Origin of the sequence: Alkalibacillus sp. S2W (assembly GCF_046764385.1) — a bacterium.
Classification (GTDB): Bacteria; Bacillota; Bacilli; order Bacillales; family Alkalibacillaceae; genus Alkalibacillus; species Alkalibacillus almallahensis.
Genome location: NZ_CP177234.1, coordinates 1,523,423 through 1,539,148, shown reverse-complemented (window position 1 = coordinate 1,539,148; position 15,726 = coordinate 1,523,423). Strand labels below are relative to the sequence as shown.

The window sequence follows — 15,726 nt, the reverse complement described above, 5'->3', positions numbered from 1 at the left end:
GTTTGAATGCATGTCTCACCAATTCAAAAAAAAGTTTTTCTAAATTGGTTTCTAAATCAGTATGAGTTACCTAAACGTGAAATCGTTTGGTTGTTTGATTATATTTTAAAACGTGATGAATTATTAAATCATATTCATTTTGTCTATGAGGCACATCTATGTCCTAGGGGCATGGTTGTATCAGTTGAATCACAAGACAAGAGGCCTTTTCGGTATTATAAAGAGCATGTGGTTACATCTGAAGTGGAAAAAGCGTTTCATGATATTCGGATGAATCATCAAAAAGATCTCTATATCGAGTTAAATTTCCCGGATGTTAGACAGTCAACAGCTTATAGTGATGTCTTATCAAATAATCCATATCTTCCAGATGATTATTATTTAGAAGAAAGTGATTATCAAATGGTTGATTCACTTCTACAATTTGTTACTGATGAACACTATATGACACAATTAAAATTGAAAATAGATGAGTCATTAGACAACGGTGATGATGAGGCATTTTATTTTTACAGTTGGTTATTAAACCAGCGTAACCAAATGAGTGAATAGGGGATGACAATTTTGAAATGGACATATAATGATATCCAACAATTTATCCAGGCAAAAGATTATATTGATACGGCTATAATACCGCTTGTACCTTTTTCGTATGAAACCGATGAAGAATTGAAGAAGTATACATTCCAATCTGAGGCTATGTATATTCTAATGTCTCAGATTGAAAAACATTTTAAAGGACGAGTGTTATTATTACCTGTATATCATTACATGAAACAAAACACACTAGAATTAGAAGTTGAGCGATTAAAAGCCAATGTTGGTGAATTAACCCAACAACAACCATTCAAACACGTCATGCTATTCACCTTTGATAATAAATGGAGAAAGCACTATAGTGAATTGAATGGTGAACTCATTTGGTTACCAGCACCAACAGAAAATGACTTGAACCAAATAGAAACACAACAAATGATTCAATCACATGCAAATGAATTGAAAACGTTGATCAAAGATCAATGGTAATAGAAATCTTTATGACAATATTGTAAAGAAATTGTGACATTTTTCGATTCTTGAACGAGTTTTTATTGACCGAAATGGTGGGATACGCTATTATGATATTGTCCTAATAAATATGTAAAATACCCTGAACGTTGAATAGATTGGATAGGGGGGAAAGACATGAGCGAAAAGAAAAATAACCAAGTTTCCAGAAGACAGTTCTTAAACTACACGCTAACTGGTGTTGGTGGTTTTATGGGAGCTGCAATGGTTTCACCAATGGTTGGTATGGCTGTAGACCCACTTTTGCAAGCAGAAGGTTCAAGTGACTTTCAGTATGTTATGGATGTTAGTGAAATAACACAACAACCACAGCGTAAATCTTTTACAGTACCACAAGAAGATGGTTGGTATGAATCTGAGAGTGAGCAAACTGCATGGGTTTATCGCACTGAAAACGATGAGATATTAGCGTTATCACCTGTTTGTACACACTTGGGTTGTACAGTTGATTGGGAAGGCGGAGATTATGATAATGAATTCTTCTGTCCTTGTCACAATGGTCGTTATGATCGAATGGGTGTTAATATTGCGGATACTCCGCCGACTGCACCACTACCAGCTTATGAATATCGCGTAGAAGAAGGTAAGCTTTACTTAGGTAAGGCTCAACCGAGAGGAGGGGCGTAATAGATGCTTCAAAAATTATATGATTGGGTTGACGAACGACTCGATATTACGCCGATTTGGCGCGATATCGCAGACCATGAAGTTCCTGAGCATGTTAACCCGGCTCACCACTTTTCAGCATTCGTATATTGTTTTGGTGGACTAACCTTTTTCGTTACGGTTATCCAGGTGCTGTCAGGAATGTTCTTAACGATGTATTATGTGCCAGATATTGAAAATGCTTTCGCTTCGGTTGAGTATCTTCAATCACAAGTTGCACATGGACAAATTGTTAGAGGTATGCACCACTGGGGCGCGAGTGTAGTAATCGTCATGATTTTCTTACATACCTTGCGTGTTTTCTTCCAAGGTGCTTATAAAAAGCCACGTGAATTGAATTGGGTTGTAGGTGTTCTATTATTCTTTGTTATGTTTGGGCTAGGTTTTACTGGTTACTTATTACCATGGGATAATAAAGCATTCTTCGCAACGCAAGTTGGTCTTGAAATTGCTGAAAGTGTACCAGTAATTGGTACAGATATTAAAACGCTTTTAGCTGGTGATCCAGAAATTGTTGGGGCTCAAACCTTAACAAGATTCTTTGCGATTCACGTATTCTTTTTACCAGCAGCATTATTTGGCTTGATGGCAGCTCACTTCATTATGATCCGTCGTCAAGGTATTTCAGGTCCATTATAAGCTAAAACGTCTGAAAAGGAGGGAAAACTGTGCATAAAGGTAAAGGAATGAAGTTTGTCGGGGACTCACGTGTCCAAGACAAAAGTCAACGTAATACGATCCCTAAAGATTATTCTGAATATCCTGGTCGTACGGAAGCGTTCTGGCCGAACTTCTTGTTAAAAGAATGGCTTGTTGGTGCGGTTTTCTTAATCGGCTTTCTATGTCTAGTGGCTGTTGCACCATCACCTTTGGAACAACAAGCTGACCCAAACAATTCAGCTTATATTCCACTTCCTGACTGGTATTTCTTATTCTTATATGAATTATTAAAGTTTGAATTTGCATCAGCTAATTATGTTGTAATTGGTACAGTTGGTATTCCAGGCCTAGCATTTGGTGCCCTATTATTAGCGCCATTTTTAGACCGTGGTCCTGGCCGACGCCCGTCTCAGCGACCAATCGCTAATGGCATGATGCTAATGGGTGTTATTGCAACTGTTTGGCTCACATACGTATCAGTAACAGCTGTTGACTGGGAGCAGCGTGAGCAATATTCAATTGCCAATGCTACTGAACATGAAGTCGACACAGAACACCCTGGTTACGAAGCATACTCTAATAATTGTATGAGTTGTCACGGTGAAAATATGGGTGGTAATGCCGGAATGGGACCATCCTTACTAGAATCACAAATGAACGTCGACGCTGTTAAAGATATAGCCCGTAATGGTATAGGAGATATGCCGGCTAATCAATTTGAAGGTTCTGATGAAGAACTTGAAAAGCTTGCGAATTTCATTGTTGATAACCGACCATCATCAGGTGGAGAAGGTGAAGTCAATGGAGAAGGTAGCGGCGATGGAAGTACTGAAGGCGAAAATAGTGATTCTGAATCGTAATGTTACAAGAGCTGACTTAACAACAAGTCAGCTCTTTATTTTTCATAGTTTATTTTAGATAGGAGTCAATTTATGAAATATTTGCTCTTAGACCGAAGATTGCTGTTATTTTTATTGATCGTTAACTTTTTCGGAACAATTTATGGTTATATTTGGTATGAACCACAATTAGAGATTACATCAACGGTCTTTATCCCTTTTGTTCCTGATAGTCCTACAGCTTCATTATTTTTCGTTATTGTTTTAGTTGGATTTTTAATTGGTCGTCACTTTAGCTATATGGAAGCTTTAGCGATGGTCACGTTATTTAAGTATGGTGTATGGGCCGTGATCATGAATATTTTAACCTATTTTAATGGTCAAGAAGTTGGAATCATGTCTTTGATGCTCATCGTTTCACACGGCGCTATGGCTATTCAAGCGCTATTATTTGCACCTTTTTACAAGATAGAATGGCGTCACTTAATTGTTGCTGCTATATGGACGTTACATAATGACATCATTGATTATGTTTATGGTCAAATGCCGATGTATTCTACACTGACTGAATATGAGCAACATATTGGATACTTCACATTTTGGTTAAGTATATTATCAATTACACTCGTATATTTACTTTGTATCAAAAGAACACAGACCCCTAATCTGACATAAATATAAATTAACTGATAAAAAGGGGAACGTCAGATTATGGCCATTTATGAATGGATGATGTTTAACTGGTATTCTATATTCAGCTCACTGATGGTATCGTCGCAAGAATTAATTCAGATGATTGTTGTTATTACATGCATTGTATTATTGACTTTATTCTATGTTGGCGCAAGGTTATACCAGTCAAATCAAAAAAGAAATCAACTCAATTTATATGGAAGTGCCAATACACAAAAGGCAGAATATAAAAATCCTCCGAACGATTAATGAAACTCTAACGTTCGGAGGATTTTTCTGGCTCTAAAATATTTGTTGGGGTAGAATCACGATTCAGATTGAGGTTTTGGATGATGACCGTTGGCATCAGGCGATCCGCTTACGGTGGATGCTTGCACCCATAGGGCACAAGTGCAACATCTGCTCAATCTCACTACGTTCGTTTTTTTGCAGTGTTTTCTATGCAGGGGCACGGCTCGAGCCTCCTCGGCCGAAAAACATGACCTGCGGGGTCTCGAGACGCGTGCTGTTCCCGTGACGGCCCGGGTGGCCTAATGTCGACGTTGGTCACAGGACGTGACCGAACTTAGTTGACCAGGCGTCACCACCTACGCTTCTCACCTGATGCCAACTTAGCGGTTTGATGAAACAAAAAAACACGCAAACTCCTTATTTGTTATCCTAGTTTTATACCACTAAAACAAAACAAAGAGGAGCTGCGTGCATATGCATCATAACAGGACCTTACCAGGATTGGAAAGCTTTCACGTCACTGAGACACGAGAAGAGAATGGCTATTATCACATCTATATCGAACGTCCACGTGAGATCGTGCCATGTCCTGTATGCCAAACATCAACTCAAAAGATTTAATATTATCCCTGGCAAAAAGAAATCATGAACAGCTTTGGTTATAACTTTCACAATGGTTACATTGAAAAGATTAATAATTAGACGAAAGTGATTAAGCACCAAGCGTATGGTTTTTGACGGTTTGATCACCTGCGACGAAGAGTGTTATTACATCATAAAAATAAGGATATACAAAGCCAAATCAACATTCGTCTTAGAACCATTTTTTAATCAATTGGTTTTTTGTTTTCATCTAATGTAAACCCTTCGCCATGCACATCATGAACTGAGGAAATGGAAACAAAGGCATGAGGGTCAATTTCTTGAACAATGGATTTTAATTTAACGATTTCATTTCTTCCTACAACACAATATAATACAAGCCTCTGCTCATTAGAATAATAACCTGTTGCATGTAGTAACGTGACACCGCGGTCCATTTTAGTTGTGATTTCTTGTGCAAGTTGATCACTGTGATTAGTAATAATAGTAGCACCTCGTGCAGCATAGGCTCCTTCTTGAATAAAGTCGATGATTCTGGCTCCTACAAATACTGCCACTAATGTGTACATACCCTCTACTTCATCTAAATAAAAAATAACAGAAGAGATAATAACAATTGCATCAAATAAAAACATCGTTCGTCCCATACTCCAACCTATGTATCGATTAACCAATCGAGCAATAATATCGACTCCACCAGTGGTTCCACCGAAACGAAAGATGATGCCTAAGCCAACTCCAATAAAGGTACCAGCAAATAATGCAGCCAACGTCATATCTTCTTGTAATGCAAATGCAGGATAAGCTTGAAAGATCCATAAATATATAGACACAGCGAAAGTTCCAATCACTGTATAAATAAAGGTTTGACGTCCTAACAATCTTAAACCGATTAGAAATACGGGGATATTTAATACAATATTCATGACTCCTGGATCCCATGAGAATAGAAAATATAATAATAATGTGATCCCTGTGAATCCACCCTCCGTTAAATTGTTTTGCATATTAAAATTAACGATTCCAAAGGAGAATATCGCCGAACCAACTAAGATAAACAGTATATTTTTAAATTTAATTCCTTGCACTATTATGCCCCCCCCATCTATGTTTTTAAAATTTGACACGCATTCATTATAGTTAATTTTCTACAAATAAACAATTGTATAAATGGTACTCAGTCTGAAAATTGGTATAAATCATTTGTCAAAACATGAATTGTTAGCTAACATTATGTTAGATTATAAAGAAGGTGTGTGCTAAAAATGAGTCATTCTAATACAACACAAGAGATGCAAGCTAGAGTACATAAGTTTATTAGCCAATTTGAAGAAGGCTACTTTTCACCTCTTGCTATGATGGCACGACTGACAGAGGAACTCGGTGAATTATCACGTGAAGTCAATCATGTTTATGGAGAAAAACCAAAAAAATCTCCTGAGGCTGAAAAAGCATTAGAGGAAGAGTTGGGTGACCTTCTTTTTGTCATCATGACGTTTGCTAATTCTCTAGACATTGATATAAATGACGCATTTGAACAGAGCATGTCAAAAATAGAAACACGTGACCAAAATCGTTGGACAAAAAAGGAGAATAAATCATGACTAACACGATCAATCTTATGTTAGCTGGACCACGCGGAAAAATGGGAAGTGAAGCATTGAAATTAGTAGAAAGAACAGATCATTTTCAATTAGTTGCCTGTCTTGACCGAAAACATGACGGCATGAATATTAATGATGTTGACGGACTGCCTAATTTGGATGCTCCGATTTATACAGATGCTAATCAAGCATTTGATGAGGTGAATGCTGATGTGTTAATCGACTTAACCAATCCAGAAGTAGGATATGAACATACACGGTTAGCTTTATTACATCGTGTGCGTCCTGTGGTAGGTACATCAGGTTTTACCACTGAGCAATTAAATGAAATTAAACAGTTAAGCCAAGATTATCAGACAGGCGTAGTGATTGCGCCTAATTTCGCAATGGGCGCTGTATTAATGATGCGATTTTCACAAATGGCTGCGAAGTATTTTCCGAATGTCGAAATCATTGAAAAACACCATGATCAAAAATTAGACGCGCCATCTGGTACGGCCGTTAAAACAGCTCAAATGATAGAAGATGCACGGCAATCACAAAAACAAGGTCACCCAGACGAAAAGGAAACAATGTCAGGTGCTCGTGGTGCTGATTATGATGGCTTTAAGATTCACAGTGTTCGCTTACCAGGATATGTAGCTGAACAAGAAGTTACATTTGGTCAAGCTGGTCAAACACTTAAAGTAACGCATTCTTCTACTGATCGTTATTCGTTTATGAGTGGTGTTCATTTTGCAGTTGAACAAGTAATTGAGCATGATGAGTATATTTATGGCTTGGAAAATCTAATGGAATAGTGGGGGAGAAAGATTGAATATCGCTCTAATAGCGCATGATAAGAAAAAACAAAACTTATTAAACTTTGTCACAGCATATGAACCTATTTTTAAAGAGCATTCGTTGTTTGCTACAGGAACAACAGGACAACGAATTATTGATGAAGTTGGGTTGGATGTATACAGGTTGCAATCAGGTCCATTAGGTGGCGATCAGCAAATTGGGGCAAAGATTGCAACCAACGATTTAGATTTAATTATCTTCTTCCGCGATCCTTTAACAGCTCAACCACATGAACCCGATGTTACAGCTTTATTACGTTTGTGCGATGTGTATCAAATCCCAGTTGCGACAAATGCAGCAACAGCTGAGATTATCGTTAGAGGCTTATCAAATGGATGGTTAGACTGGCGTACGCTTCAAGATTCGGTAGGGGAATACCATGACTAGGCGTATCGGGATTGTCTGTTACCCAACGATTGGTGGTTCTGGTGTTGTCGCTACAGAATTGGGAATTTATTTGGCTGAACAAGGTTATGAAGTTCATTTTATATCGACGACGATGCCATTTCGCTTGAAACGGTTATATCCAAATATCTATTTTCATGAAGTAGAAGTAGCTAATTATCCAGTGTTTAAGCATCCACCTTATGATCTATCATTGGCCAACAAAATAGCTGAAGTAGCTGATCGTGAAGAATTAGATATCATTCATGCTCATTATGCTGTACCTCATGCGATTTGTGCACTATTTGCTAAACAGATGATGACGCGTGACGTGAAGATTGTGACGACCTTACATGGAACAGATATTACGGTATTAGGAATTGATGATAGCTTGCAAAATATGATTCGTTTTGCAATTGAACAGTCTGATGCAGTAACAGCTGTTTCTAATAGTTTGAAACAACAGACAGAAGAAGCTTTTCAAACGAAAGCCAATATACAAGTTATTCATAATTTTATAGACCTAGGAGATCGCTTGTCTCAAACGAGTGACAATCTTAAAGAAGAATTAAATATCCCAGAACATGAAAAAGTCATCATTCATATTTCTAACTTTCGAAAAGTCAAGCGAGTAGAGCAAGTCATTGAAGCCTATTATTATATAAGAGAACAAGTGCCATCAAAGCTATTATTAGTTGGTGATGGTCCTGAATATAGTCGAGTTCGTCAAAAGGTCGTTGATTATAACTTAGATCAAGATGTTATTTTTCTCGGTCGACAAGATAATATCCAAGATTTAATTAAAGTTAGTGATTTGAAGATACTGTTATCTGAAAAAGAAAGTTTTGGTCTAGTGCTGCTTGAAGCTATGAGTCAAGGTGTTCCTTGTATTGGAACGAATATTGGTGGAATTCCTGAAGTCATAGAAGATGGCAAGAACGGCTATCTTTGTTCATTAGGTGACCTAGAATGTGTGGCGACGAAAGCCATAGCATTACTACAAAATGACGCTTTGTGGGAAGCACAATCTATACATGCCCAACAAACAGTAGAAAACCATTTTCAAACAAAACATATCGTTAAGCAGTATGAAGAACTCTATGATCACGTTTTGAATAAGGAATGACATGATATGATTAATCAAGCATTTATAAATGCGAAGCCCATTATTGATACATTTGAAAAGCACGGTTATGAGGCTTATTTTGTCGGTGGAGCTGTCCGCGACTATTTATTAGATGAACCGATTGGTGATATTGATATTGCCACGAATGCGACACCAACTGAAACCATGTCCTTATTCAAAAAAACGGTGCCTGTAGGGGTTGAACATGGAACAGTTTTAGTATTGCATGGAAATGATGGATATGAAGTGACAACTTATCGGGTTGAAAGTGATTATTCTGACTTTCGTAGACCTGAGTCCGTGACATTTGTTCGAAGTTTAACTGACGATTTAGCACGTCGAGATTTTACAATTAATGCGATCGCTATGCATCCATCTGAACAACTCATTGATCCTTTCGATGGACAAGCAGACTTACATAATCAATTGATAAATACAGTGGGTCATGCAGAGGAGCGCTTTAGTGAAGATGCACTTCGGATGATGCGGGCGGTTCGTTTTTGTAGTCAATTAAATTTTACGGTGACTAAATCAGTCAAACAAGCTATTAAAACACAGCACCATTTACTTCAAAATATTGCAGCTGAACGCATTCAAGTTGAATGGTTTAAATTATTTGCTGGTAAAAATGTGAAACAAGGTTTAGAGATTGTGCTCGAGACGAATATGTTTGAATCGTTACCATTATTAAAAGAAGATCATAACGTTATTCAACGTTTAAGTGATCATGTCGAATCTTCTATTGAATATCAAGAAGTTGTATTAGCTTTGTCGTCTTTACTATCAGATTCTTGGACGTTATCAGATTGGGTGAAAGCTTACCGTTGTTCCAATCAGCAGAAGCGAGAAGCAAATGAGCTGATTGAAGCTTTTAAGATCTATCAAATGAACGGTATGACAAATCAGTTATTATATCAATTAGGACGGAGTCGATTTCCACAATTTATACAGTTACTTCAACAATTCGATTTTTATGAATGGACATTAGAGGATTTAGTCTCTATGTACAGTCAATTGCCGATTCACTCGAGAAAGGATCTGGTTATAGAGGGCAATCAATTATTGAATTTACGACCAGATAAACGAAAGGGTCCGTGGATTGGTGATTATTTACAATTAATTGAAGACATGATTTTGAGTGGAGAACTATCAAATCAATATGAGGCAATTGAGAGACAGGTGAAACAATGGAAGGAACAAGAAAAAGACTAATTGAACTACTCTATAATCAAACAGGTGATTATATATCAGGTCAAGAGCTGTCTAGACAGCTTAATATATCACGCTCAGCTATTTGGAAGCATATGAACGAGCTGAAGAAAGCTGGCTATCAAATTGAAGCTGTTACTAATCGAGGGTACAGAATTGTCAGTGTTCCCAATGAAATGTCTGAAGTATCGTTAAGATGGGGCCTAGATACGACTTGGTATGGCAATGAGATTAATTACTTACCATCCGTAACATCAACACAATATCATGCTCATGATCTTGCTCGAGAAGGATGTGAACATGGTACAGTAGTAATTGCTGGCGAACAAACAGCTGGTAAAGGTCGCTTGAAACGATATTGGGATTCACCTGCTGGTCTAGGTTTATGGTTTAGTGTTATCTTGCGGCCTACGGAATTGACACCTAAAGCTGCAACACAATTAACACTAGTAGCAGCTGTAGCTTATGCGAAAGCGCTTAAGAAATGGTCCATACCTGTTGAGATTAAATGGCCGAATGATTTATATATTCATAACCAAAAATTAGCTGGTATTTTAACGGAAATGCAAGCTGAACAAGATGAAATTGATTATATTATCTTAGGATCAGGGATTAATGTTAATCATACAAGTGAAGACTTTCATCCATCAGTTCAACATACAGCGACTTCACTTAAGCAATTTTTAAATGAAACTGTTGACTTAAATGCTCTCTTCAGAGAACTGGCTTCAAGTTTTGAAAGGGAATATGATCATTTCCTAGCTCATGGTTTTCAGTCGATTAAGGAAGACTGGGAACAACTAGGGTATAGAATTGGTGAATGGTTGAGCATTCGAACGAATACTGAATGGTCTGGGAAGCTAATTAGCTTGAATGATGATGGAGCTTTAATTGTTGAAGACGTATTAGGTGAGCATCATATATTGTATTCAGCAGAAATTCTGTGGCGCTCATAAACCTTATTAGGAGGCGATTTGATGACGATCAAAAGTATGTTTATGGATAAAGTCAATAACCAAGAGCCAATTGCAATGGTGACAGCATATGATTTCCCTTCAGCTCAAATGTGTGAATCAGCTCATTCAGATATTATTTTAGTCGGGGACTCCTTAGGTATGGTTGTATTAGGTTATTCTTCTACGATCAAAGTGACCATTGAGGATATGATTCATCATGGGAAAGCTGTAAAAAGAGGGGCTCCTGATACCTATACAGTAGTCGATATGCCTTTTATGTCGTTTAATGTGTCAGAACGGGATGCAATCATGAACGCTAAAGAGCTATTTCAATCAATTGAACCTGATGCGTTAAAAATTGAAGGTGGAGCAGACGTTGCACCTACAGTTGAACGAATCACGAAGGCTGGAATTCCTATTGTTGGCCATGTTGGTTTAACACCCCAAAATGTTAACGTCTTGGGCGGTTACCGAGTGCAAGGACGTACTGAGGCGGAAGCTAAACAAATTGTTGAAGATGCTAAAGCATTAGAAGAAGCAGGGGCTATTGCTGTAGTCTTAGAATGTGTACCCGCTAGACTGGCTGCAAAACTAACAGAAGAATTGTCTATACCAACAATAGGAATAGGTGCAGGCGTTGAGTGTGACGGGCAAGTGCTTGTTTATCATGACTTACTAGAATACGGTGTATCACGATTACCCAAATTCGTTCAAAGCTATGCTAATTTTAACAAAGATGGAACGACTGCTATTAGTCATTATGTTGAAGATGTTAAAAATAAGTTCTTTCCAACTGAACAACACACCTTCCAAATAAAAGATGAGGTATTAAAAGGGGTGTATGGGGATAAATGAAAACAATCAAGACCATTCAAACTATGCGAGAAGTAGCAGATGATTGTTATTATCACGGTCAGACGATTGGTTTTGTGCCAACAATGGGATATTTACACGATGGCCATTTAGCATTGGTTCAAGAAGCTAGAGAACAAAATGATATTGTTGTCGTTAGTGTCTTTGTGAATCCATTACAGTTCAACCAATCTGCGGATTTAAATCATTATCCTAGAGATTTTGAACGAGATGAAAGTTTACTAAAAGCTGAAGCAGTTGATTATATATTTTATCCGAATGTTGAGGAAATGTATCCTAAAGAATTATCCACTCAACTCACTTTAGCAAAACGTGGCGATGTACTCTGTGGTGCGACAAGACCTGGTCATTTTGAAGGGGTATTGGTTGTCCTAACGAAATTATTTAATATCATTTCACCTCACCGTGTTTACTTTGGGCTAAAAGATGCCCAGCAAGTTGCTGTGGTTGATGGACTGATTGAAGATTTTAACTTCTCTACAGAACTAGTTCCAGTTCCAACGACAAGAGAATCTGATGGACTAGCTTTAAGTAGTCGAAATGTTCGATTAACTGAGAATGAACGGTTAGAGGCGCCAATGATTTATCAAGCATTACAAGCTGGACAATCTTTAATCAAGAATAATCAAGATTGGAAGCGAGACGATGTTCTGCGTTTGGTAAATGATGAACTTCAAGCAATCCAAGGTACAATCGATTATATTGACTGCTTAACTTATCCTGGATTATCAAGTGACATTCTAGTAGAACATGATATAATTATAGCGGTTGCGGTTCAGTATCAAGATGCAAGGTTGATCGATAATGTTATTTTAAGGCCTGATGGGAAGTTTAAATATGGAGGCGAAATGAATGCAACGAACCATGCTAAATAGTAAGATTCATTGTGCAACAGTTACAGAGGCGAATTTAAATTATGTGGGAAGTATTACAATTGATAAGAAAATCTTAGAAGAAGTCAATATTCTACCACACGAACAAGTACATATCGTTAACAATAATAATGGTGAACGTTTTGAAACATATGTGATTGCAGGAGAAGCAAATAGTGGAGTCATTTGTCTGAATGGGGCAGCTGCTAGACGCGTTCAACAAGGTGATATCGTGATTATCATGTCTTATGTGACGCTATCAGAAAATGATTTATCCCATCATCATCCTAAAATAGCATTTATGGATGAAAATAACGCCGTTCAGGAAACTGTAACGAAAGAATCGCCGATGACTCTATTGTAACTCCCTTATTGAACAAAAGGGGGTTCTTTTTGGTCTTGATCGATCTGAAGCGGCAAAGAAAGGTGAGCGAATGTGGTAGAACGTTATATCATTGTTGATTTAGAAACAACAGGGCATGCTGTAAGTAAAGGCGCAGAGATTATCGAAATTGGAATTGTTATTTTTGAAGGAAAAGAGATTGTTGATGAATTTAAGTCTAAAGTAAAACCCAAAAACAATGTACCATCCTTCATTTCACATCTTACTGGCATTACTAACGAGGATCTAGTTGATGCGCCAACTTTTGAAAATTTAGCTCCAAAACTGCATAAAATGTTACAAAATGGTTATTTTGTTGCGCACCATGTTCCTTTCGATTTCGCCTTTCTTAATGAATCATTTGAACAAGTTGGGATGGGGCCATTAACTTGCCATACTATTGATACGGTTGAATTGGCAAGGTTATGTTTTCCAAAAGCTCCAAGTTACAAATTATCGGAAATAGTTGATTATTTAGGGATTGAACATTATTCGCCTCACCGAGCTTTATCAGATGCCTACGTGACTGGGCAACTATGGTTAAATATACGAGAAAAATTAGAAATATTACCTTATCATACTTTACAGCAACTAAAGCCTTTTATTCCATCATTGCATAGTCAGATAGAATCTTGGTTTGATAACTTATTGGAAGAACGACGCTACAATTACACAACTGATTCTTTTAATGACTATTCTATATATAATCAAAAACAGGAAAAAAAGATAATAAACTCGAATTTTAATGACTGGTTAGAAGCTAAAGAAAGAACCTTACCCTATGAGTTAAGAGACCAACAGAGAGAGATGGCTAAAACCATCTATTCACATGTTCATGAAGCTTCTCATTTGGTTGCTGAAGCGGGTTCAGGATTAGGAAAAACTCGGTCCTATTTACTACCAAGTATTTATAATGGTCTCAACGGGTATAAAACGTTAATTTCAACGAGCACGATCCAATTACAACAACAAGTTGTCCATGAAGCGAATTTATTGACTCAACAACTTGATTTACCTTTAAATACGGTTTTGCTAAAAAGCCCGAGACATTATATTCATATTAAGCGTTTTCAAACCTACCTGGATCATTTTGAAGATTATTCTAATTATGATGCGGTTTTAACTGCGTCGATGCTTATTGTATGGTTAACCGAAACTCAAACAGGCGATGTTGATGAATTAAATCTTCCAACTAACGGACAACAAATATGGCATTATATTAACTGTGAAAACCCTCATACATCAAAAGAAGGTTCATATTTCCATGATGCCTTGAGAAACTGTGAACAGGCTGATTTAATTATAGTTAATCATGCTTTTCTAATTCGTGATGCGCTCCAAAATCAACAGATTCCTAATCATGATTCAATCATAATCGATGAGGCTCATCAATTGGAGAATACAACACGCCATCAATTAGCAAGACAATTAAATTATGTTCATATTGTTCATTTATTACAAGATCTACAACCAATCTTGCCCTTCGATCTAATCGAACAAGCAAGACAGAGTGCAGATACATTCTTTAGAGCAATCTATCTTGCTGTTGATTTCTTACATGAAGATGACATGTTGACGGATACTGGAAAAGCTCAGCTGATCTTAGATGAATCAAATGAGATGCTATTAACTGAAGGTGATATTAAAGAACAGTTTCATCATTTATCAGCGATTCTTGGCCAAATTATCGATTTTACAAATCAACATGCTCTTCAAAAGGATTGGTATCAACTGTTAATACATGAAGCCATCCAGCAAATCACACGGTTTAAACAAACACTTAAACAATTTTTTGAAAGAGCTGAAAGCCATATAAAATGGGTTGAAACCAATCAATATGGAGCTAAGAATGCTGCAACACTTCACATTGAACCAGTTTCAGTGAGTGAAACACTTCAATCGTTGTTATTCAATAAACAGCCTGTTGTATTAACAAGTTCGACATTACAGATTAATCATGATTTTAAACCGTTTTTAGTACAAACTGGTTTACCTGAGCAAACAGCATGTGTTGAATTTAGTGCACCATTTGACTATCAAGAACAAGTAAGAGTGCTAACTCCTAATCATTTACCAGATGTCACTAAAACAGATTTAACAACTTATACATCTGGCGTATCTGATTTTATCATTCAATACATGGATGCTATTCAGCAAAAAATGCTGATTTTATTTACGTCATTTGATATGTTGCGATTAGTTTATAAACAACTCAAACGATCTAAAACATTAGAGCATGTTACAATAATTGGTCAAGGTGTTACCACTGGTAGTAGAGAAAAGCTAAAGAAAATGTTTGAAACAACAGATCATATCATATTACTTGGTACTCATTCGTTTTGGGAAGGGTTCGATGTTAATGATCAATCTTGTAAGACAGTTTGTATGGTTAGACTTCCATTTGAGACACCGTCTAGCCCGATTATGCAAGCTAAACGAAAATCTCTTCCCGATCAAAATACAAACACGTTTTATCAATTAGCATTGCCTATTGCGGTACAACGTTTTCGTCAAGCTTTTGGACGTATGATTAGAAGTGAACAAGATCGAGGAGTATTTCTCGTGCTTGATCAACGAATTTATACAAAACGTTATGGTCAAACATTTTTAAATGGATTACCACATGTCGAGTCGATTCATGCAACGCCTGAACAAGTGATTAATGATGCAAAAATATGGCTAACATAAACGTTAACACTTTGTAACAACCTAAGCGT

General features: G+C 37.1%; 18 protein-coding genes. 17 read left to right on the top strand and 1 reads right to left on the bottom strand.

The genetic code is table 11. The features are described 5' to 3' along the window. The first annotated feature begins 6 nt into the window (after positions 1 to 6). The 7 genes from ACKXGF_RS08305 to ACKXGF_RS08275 all read left to right on the top strand — a co-directional run bounded on the left by ACKXGF_RS08305 (position 7) and on the right by ACKXGF_RS08275 (position 4,778). A complete protein-coding gene (locus tag ACKXGF_RS08305; RefSeq protein WP_411953322.1) occupies positions 7 to 552 on the top strand; it encodes a ReoY family proteolytic degradation factor in 546 nt (181 codons plus the stop codon). A 12-nt stretch (positions 553 to 564) separates the two neighbouring features. Next, positions 565 to 1,026 (top strand): DUF2487 family protein, encoded by a 462-nt coding sequence (locus ACKXGF_RS08300; protein ID WP_167262403.1) that lies wholly within the window; start codon positions 565 to 567, stop codon positions 1,024 to 1,026. A gap of 159 nt (positions 1,027 to 1,185) precedes the next feature. Then, a complete protein-coding gene (locus ACKXGF_RS08295; RefSeq protein WP_411953321.1) occupies positions 1,186 to 1,695 on the top strand; it encodes a Rieske 2Fe-2S domain-containing protein in 510 nt (169 codons plus the stop codon). Between the two features lie 3 nt (positions 1,696 to 1,698). Further along, positions 1,699 to 2,373 (top strand): menaquinol-cytochrome c reductase cytochrome b subunit, encoded by a 675-nt coding sequence (gene qcrB / locus ACKXGF_RS08290; protein ID WP_167262401.1) that lies wholly within the window; start codon positions 1,699 to 1,701, stop codon positions 2,371 to 2,373. A 29-nt stretch (positions 2,374 to 2,402) separates the two neighbouring features. Beyond that, the gene (locus tag ACKXGF_RS08285) at positions 2,403 to 3,254 is read left to right on the top strand and encodes a c-type cytochrome (RefSeq protein ID WP_411953320.1); all 852 of its coding nucleotides are present in this window, start codon (positions 2,403 to 2,405) and stop codon (positions 3,252 to 3,254) included. Positions 3,255 to 3,326: 72 nt separating this feature from the next. Continuing rightward, entirely contained in the window at positions 3,327 to 3,908 is a 582-nt protein-coding gene (locus tag ACKXGF_RS08280) for a DUF1405 domain-containing protein (protein WP_411953319.1), read from the top strand. Between the two features lie 723 nt (positions 3,909 to 4,631). After that, on the top strand, positions 4,632 to 4,778 hold the full coding sequence (locus tag ACKXGF_RS08275; protein WP_411953318.1) for a hypothetical protein: 147 nt from the start codon (positions 4,632 to 4,634) through the stop codon (positions 4,776 to 4,778). Positions 4,779 to 4,984: 206 nt separating this feature from the next. Here ACKXGF_RS08275 and ACKXGF_RS08270 read toward each other — a convergent pair whose 3' ends face one another. Next, positions 4,985 to 5,851, bottom strand: a complete 867-nt coding sequence (locus tag ACKXGF_RS08270; protein ID WP_411955571.1) for a YitT family protein — start codon at positions 5,849 to 5,851, stop codon at positions 4,985 to 4,987. A gap of 174 nt (positions 5,852 to 6,025) precedes the next feature. Here ACKXGF_RS08270 and ACKXGF_RS08265 point away from each other — a divergent pair, with 174 nt between their 5' ends. The 10 genes from ACKXGF_RS08265 to ACKXGF_RS08220 all read left to right on the top strand — a co-directional run bounded on the left by ACKXGF_RS08265 (position 6,026) and on the right by ACKXGF_RS08220 (position 15,697). Beyond that, complete coding sequence (locus ACKXGF_RS08265) at positions 6,026 to 6,364, top strand: nucleotide pyrophosphohydrolase (RefSeq protein WP_411953317.1); 339 nt, start codon at positions 6,026 to 6,028, stop codon at positions 6,362 to 6,364. Then, entirely contained in the window at positions 6,361 to 7,164 is an 804-nt protein-coding gene (dapB, locus tag ACKXGF_RS08260) for a 4-hydroxy-tetrahydrodipicolinate reductase (RefSeq protein WP_411953316.1), read from the top strand. The genes ACKXGF_RS08265 and dapB overlap by 4 nt, the downstream gene beginning before the upstream one ends. Positions 7,165 to 7,177: 13 nt before the next feature. Continuing rightward, entirely contained in the window at positions 7,178 to 7,594 is a 417-nt protein-coding gene (gene mgsA / locus ACKXGF_RS08255) for a methylglyoxal synthase (protein WP_167262395.1), read from the top strand. Then, positions 7,587 to 8,717 (top strand): N-acetyl-alpha-D-glucosaminyl L-malate synthase BshA, encoded by a 1,131-nt coding sequence (bshA, locus tag ACKXGF_RS08250; RefSeq protein WP_411953315.1) that lies wholly within the window; start codon positions 7,587 to 7,589, stop codon positions 8,715 to 8,717. The genes mgsA and bshA overlap by 8 nt, the downstream gene beginning before the upstream one ends. A gap of 6 nt (positions 8,718 to 8,723) precedes the next feature. Next, on the top strand, positions 8,724 to 9,929 hold the full coding sequence (locus ACKXGF_RS08245) for a CCA tRNA nucleotidyltransferase (protein ID WP_411953314.1): 1,206 nt from the start codon (positions 8,724 to 8,726) through the stop codon (positions 9,927 to 9,929). Next, positions 9,905 to 10,882: a biotin--[acetyl-CoA-carboxylase] ligase gene (locus tag ACKXGF_RS08240; protein WP_411953313.1), complete on the top strand. Its 978-nt coding sequence runs from the start codon at positions 9,905 to 9,907 to the stop codon at positions 10,880 to 10,882. Before ACKXGF_RS08245 ends, ACKXGF_RS08240 begins: the two co-directional genes overlap by 25 nt. 21 nt (positions 10,883 to 10,903) lie before the next feature. Continuing rightward, complete coding sequence (panB, locus tag ACKXGF_RS08235; protein ID WP_411953312.1) at positions 10,904 to 11,737, top strand: 3-methyl-2-oxobutanoate hydroxymethyltransferase; 834 nt, start codon at positions 10,904 to 10,906, stop codon at positions 11,735 to 11,737. Next, entirely contained in the window at positions 11,734 to 12,630 is an 897-nt protein-coding gene (gene panC / locus ACKXGF_RS08230) for a pantoate--beta-alanine ligase (RefSeq protein ID WP_411953311.1), read from the top strand. Before panB ends, panC begins: the two co-directional genes overlap by 4 nt. Next, on the top strand, positions 12,608 to 12,991 hold the full coding sequence (gene panD / locus ACKXGF_RS08225; RefSeq protein ID WP_411953310.1) for an aspartate 1-decarboxylase: 384 nt from the start codon (positions 12,608 to 12,610) through the stop codon (positions 12,989 to 12,991). Before panC ends, panD begins: the two co-directional genes overlap by 23 nt. A 72-nt stretch (positions 12,992 to 13,063) precedes the next feature. Then, positions 13,064 to 15,697 carry a helicase C-terminal domain-containing protein gene (locus ACKXGF_RS08220; protein ID WP_411953309.1) on the top strand — a complete coding sequence of 878 codons (2,634 nt, stop codon included), beginning with the start codon at positions 13,064 to 13,066 and terminating at the stop codon, positions 15,695 to 15,697. Positions 15,698 to 15,726 lie beyond the last annotated feature (29 nt).

Excerpts from the sequence above, each read along its gene's own strand:
- ACKXGF_RS08305 (WP_411953322.1), top strand. The coding sequence starts at position 7 with ATGCATGTCTCACCAATTCAAAAAAAAGTTTTTCTAAATTGGTTTCTA.
- ACKXGF_RS08295 (WP_411953321.1), top strand. The coding sequence starts at position 1,186 with ATGAGCGAAAAGAAAAATAACCAAGTTTCCAGAAGACAGTTCTTAAAC.
- qcrB (WP_167262401.1), top strand. The coding sequence starts at position 1,699 with ATGCTTCAAAAATTATATGATTGGGTTGACGAACGACTCGATATTACG.
- ACKXGF_RS08280 (WP_411953319.1), top strand. The coding sequence starts at position 3,327 with ATGAAATATTTGCTCTTAGACCGAAGATTGCTGTTATTTTTATTGATC.
- ACKXGF_RS08275 (WP_411953318.1), top strand. The coding sequence starts at position 4,632 with ATGCATCATAACAGGACCTTACCAGGATTGGAAAGCTTTCACGTCACT.
- ACKXGF_RS08265 (WP_411953317.1), top strand. The coding sequence starts at position 6,026 with ATGAGTCATTCTAATACAACACAAGAGATGCAAGCTAGAGTACATAAG.
- dapB (WP_411953316.1), top strand. The coding sequence starts at position 6,361 with ATGACTAACACGATCAATCTTATGTTAGCTGGACCACGCGGAAAAATG.
- bshA (WP_411953315.1), top strand. The coding sequence starts at position 7,587 with ATGACTAGGCGTATCGGGATTGTCTGTTACCCAACGATTGGTGGTTCT.
- ACKXGF_RS08245 (WP_411953314.1), top strand. The coding sequence starts at position 8,724 with ATGATTAATCAAGCATTTATAAATGCGAAGCCCATTATTGATACATTT.
- ACKXGF_RS08240 (WP_411953313.1), top strand. The coding sequence starts at position 9,905 with ATGGAAGGAACAAGAAAAAGACTAATTGAACTACTCTATAATCAAACA.
- panB (WP_411953312.1), top strand. The coding sequence starts at position 10,904 with ATGACGATCAAAAGTATGTTTATGGATAAAGTCAATAACCAAGAGCCA.
- panC (WP_411953311.1), top strand. The coding sequence starts at position 11,734 with ATGAAAACAATCAAGACCATTCAAACTATGCGAGAAGTAGCAGATGAT.
- panD (WP_411953310.1), top strand. The coding sequence starts at position 12,608 with ATGCAACGAACCATGCTAAATAGTAAGATTCATTGTGCAACAGTTACA.